This window comes from Pseudonocardia sp. ICBG1293, assembly GCF_020131355.1.
Classification (GTDB): Bacteria; Actinomycetota; Actinomycetes; order Mycobacteriales; family Pseudonocardiaceae; genus Pseudonocardia.
In genome coordinates this window covers 1-4,129 of sequence record NZ_JAHLEL010000078.1, presented here as the reverse complement: position 1 = coordinate 4,129, position 4,129 = coordinate 1, and the positions used below count along the sequence as shown (strand labels likewise).

The window sequence follows — 4,129 nt, the reverse complement described above, 5'->3', positions numbered from 1 at the left end:
GTCGCGAAGCAGAGGGACCGAGGTGTCGCGCGGCGGCGGCGGGAAGGCCCACCCCTATAACCGCAGGTCAACCCCCTCCCCCACCGCCCTAAACCCCTGTTTTCCACCCATGGCACTAGCCATGGGGTTTCAATGCTATTCCATGTGGTTTCACACCGTACACAAACCCCTCTTGGCTCGCAATGCCCTGTTGGAGTGACCGTGAGGTCGCTCGTGTGGGGTGCGCCCGGAGGGCGCACCCCTAGGGGTTGGGGGCCTCCTGTCCGTCACCTGGGCGCAGCCAGACCAGGGCTTAGTGAGGGGGCAACCCATGAGGTTCGGGTTGCCCCCTCACTAAGCCCTGGTATCCCTTGGGCAGGTGATGGGCAGGAGGCCCCCAACCCCGATCCTGGGGTGAGGAACCGTGCATTAGCCCTCGCCTATTCAGCCGGGTTTGTCCTCCTGTCCGGAGCCTGCCCAGCGGCGAGCGTCTGCCTTTGACCTTCGCTTTTTGTTCCGCCTTCGGCGGAATCCCTCCGGGGGTCGGGCGCTCGCCGCCCGAACCCCGGCAGACTCCGGACAGGAAGCCCCGGTTCTTTCGGCCCTGTCCGACATCTGCCACAACGGATACCTGGGGTCTCCCAGAATGCAAGGGACACCCCACCCTTGCATTCTGGGAGACCCCAGGTCTGGCTACGCCCAGATGACGGACAGGGCCGAAAGAACCTCCAAGCAAAACCCGCTCACACACAAAAACAGGGCGGACCCCCACCCGGGGGTCCGCCCTGTCTCCCTACCGCCGTATCGACGACAGCACTCAGGAACAGCTAGTAGCCGTCCCGGCTCGAGGGCTCGTGCCGGGCATCCTCTACTGTTACTTCCTCTCTCAGACAGAGTTTGGGGAATCGTTACTCCATTAGTGGTGCACTCTGCCCCTCACCGTTCCCCAGGAATCCGAGATAGACAAAGAGTCGCCGCGGATCAAGGATGTGATCCGCGGCGACTCTTTTTCAACCACTAGCTGCGCGCTGGGAGGATGCTCCTCGTTGAAGCTACTGCAGACGTACACGTATCTACTATGACCGTCGAGAGCGTCACCACGCTCTCGAACATAGCGCGCAACTTCGCTCTCGGGGTGTCCGCCCTCGGTAAATACGTGCGCCGGGATGTCTAATTCATCCGGAGCGATCCCCTTGAATGCGATAACGAACTCTCCATCCGGCGTCTCCCCTGTGATGCATGTCAACTGGTCCCGATGTCATCGACATCTGCACGTTCACCCGCTGTGTCCGGGTCGTCGACACCCGCTGTGTGTTCATTCATGTGTCAATCAGTAGTGCCTCCACAGTTTCATAGACCTGACGGCGCCGTCATGCCATCCTCCGACCCAGTTGTGGTGAGTGCCAAAACATCGGCTTCCGGTTTCTTGAAAGCTTGGGTTAGTATATATTCTCTGAGCAGTGCAGCCGTTTTCTGCAATATAGGATCGGATTCCACTCATCCCGTTGTTGACCTTACTGAGGCTCCGAAGTGAGTATCCCAGCGCGTCACAGGGTCCGTCCTTGCCGTAGATATGGCGGACAGCTCCCTTATAGTCAGGAAGTGACCACAATTCAACTAGGACCGGAATCCGCGGAAGCGCGTAGTTTCGCTGCTTCTCCATCTCATTCTTCGCGGCGTCTCTGAGAACTGGATCAGACGAACAAGAGTCTGCGACGACAGTCGCGTCCCCTGTGGTCGGGTTACGCGTTACATATGTGTCGCAACTCGAACCGGCACTTCCTTTTGGCGCCAGAGCCTCTCCTGTCGGATCGTTTGACTTCGGGGACTCCACGGCGGATGCCGCTGGTGCTGCAACGCCCAGCGCGATAGCTACGGCAGCGGCGATAACCACGGCGCGGCGGACGATTGGTCTCGGGGACAAGCTACCTCTCCTGTTCAGCTTGACTACTTCAATTCACCTTAGACAATCGAGGGCTGGGCAGCTAGGGCTCTCTGGAAAGTGGGTGAATTGTTCCCGGTGCGCAAAGTCTCAGAAGTCAGATTCCAGAATGCCTATGGAGTTGCCCCCCATTTGGTTCGCTCGGGACAAGCGGTCGGTCGGTGGTGGTCGGGTCTGGCGTAGTGGTCGGTGATCTGCCCGCCGCGACGATCGGTCATGTCCGCTGACGTGGTGGATGAAGATGGCCGCCTCGTGAGCTTTCGTGGGTCGATCTAGGCGGTGAGCGCAGTCGTGGTCGTCATCACGCGGTCACATCCCGACGCCTCGCCGCTGTCCAGCGACGAGGTTGTACACCACGCCCCTGGAAGCAACCGGCTTTTGCCGGGGTCGGGGGCTTCTCTACTGCCTGCTAGAGCAGTTTGCTTGTCCTGCCTGCCAGAGGGAGGGCAGCGAAGGGAGCCCCCCCCCTACCCGGTCAACGGCGCGCGGATGCGCAAGGTTGACCGGGTAGGGGGGAGACTCGGATCGAACGGTCGCGGCTTGTCTGCCGTCGGTCGGTTGCTTCGGTCGCGTGTCCCGGGCACCGCGTTACTACTGATGCCCCAGGGCGGGATGTGTCAGTCAGTCTGTCGCATCGGCTACTGCGTTGAACACGTCCGATGCGCACCCCCTCTGCGGGGGTCAGCCTGGGCCTGCCGTGTTCCGCTCCATCCTGTGGAGCAACGGCTGCTGCTGATCTGGTCCAGCTGCAGGTTTTTACCTTCTGAGGGACCGGACCCTGGGCCGGGACGTTTGATGACCCAGTTCTCGATGCATCTGGGAGGCGTGACGAGCGTGTCGCTGGTGCCCGGGAGCGTCTGGCCGCTATCCTGACCATTCATTTGTGTTGTGTTCAGCTCACAGTGAACCAGATGCCCCGCTCCGGCGGGGGCATCTGTGTGTTTGCCCAGGTCGTCGGCGTGTCGCGCCGGGTCTTGCCACCGCCAGCTCGGGCTCTAGGGTCTGTCCCCGTGGGTATCGACCGAGGCATGCGAGTCCCGTGGGAGATCGGGACCGCCTACTGCCCACCTGCTCCGCGGTCAAGGGCGAGCCCTGCACCGAACGCCGACCCCGACCCCACCGCGGCCGCCGCTTCCGCCGCCAGATCCACCCAGCCCGCCGTGCCGCTCAAGGCCCGATGACCGCTCACCGGAAGCCCCCATCGCAATAGTTAGCGTTCTCGACACACAAAGGTAGGGCGGGCCCCTACCGAGGCCCGCCCTACCTTGCCGAGAACTACTAGTAGCCGTCCCGCTCGAACCTCTCCATCCGCTCAGCCGTCATGGTGGGGATCGGTCCGGTATCCCAACCTTGGTCGCTCTCTGCTCCTTCTGCGGTGGTCTTTTTACTCAGTGGTCGACCTATCGCCAGGTAGTCTAGGCGGATGGTCAGTGCGGTCGCGACCAGAGTTACGACCGCTGAGTAGAACGCGACTCCGATGAAGATCGGGATCAGGATCAGCACCGCCGCTTCCACCATCCCGAGAACGATGGCTAGGAAGGTGAATTTGCTCCGGACCCACACCACCGGTCCGAATCCCCGTGCCGGGTCTGGCCGTGACTCTTCCGGGGTGTCCACCCATGCTTCAGCGAGAAGATAGGTGTAGGCATCGCAGATGTTTTGGAAACTCCTCCTTCGAGCCTCCGATATCCGGGTGGTGGGCTCTGGCTGCTTTCCGGTAGGCAGAGTGTAGGTCTTGTGGACTGGCCGCAGGTGATACTTTGAGGCGCTGCGCAGCCGCCTCCCGGGACAAGGTGGTCATTTCTTCCACCCCGGAATCTGCTCCTCCAGGGTCTTCGTCCGGGCCTTGAGTAGGGCAACCGGTTGCTTCGCATGCCCGGCCACCAGCAGGTTCCGCTTTGCTGAACCGGTGATGACCTTGCTCGGAAGCCGCCTCGTCTTGTCCACGGGCTTCACTACCCCGTAGGTAACCTTCTCCGAAGTCGCGTGAATCCAGTGCCGTCCGGTAGCTGTCGCACCCGGTTCGGGTCCAACAGATACGCATCCTGCCGCCGAAGACTCCCCGTCCCTGTAAACTCTGACTCCGATAACTGCAACCCAGCTTCACCGATCTTGCGGGACCCGAACCGCTTAGCTAGGGGCTCCGCCGCCTCAGTCCGGCCGATAAGCATTTCCCCGCCCATCGCCGAGAACAGTCGCTGTCGTTCG

2 protein-coding genes are annotated in these 4,129 nt (G+C 61.7%); both read right to left on the bottom strand.

The features are described 5' to 3' along the window. Nucleotides 1–3,199: 3,199 nt before the first annotated feature. On the bottom strand, nt 3,200–3,538 hold the full coding sequence (locus KPF47_RS36445) for a hypothetical protein (protein WP_224392939.1): 339 nt from the start codon (nt 3,536–3,538) through the stop codon (nt 3,200–3,202). Between the two features lie 180 nt (nt 3,539–3,718). Continuing rightward, a complete protein-coding gene (locus KPF47_RS36440; protein WP_224392938.1) occupies nt 3,719–3,868 on the bottom strand; it encodes a hypothetical protein in 150 nt (49 codons plus the stop codon). Nucleotides 3,869–4,129 lie beyond the last annotated feature (261 nt).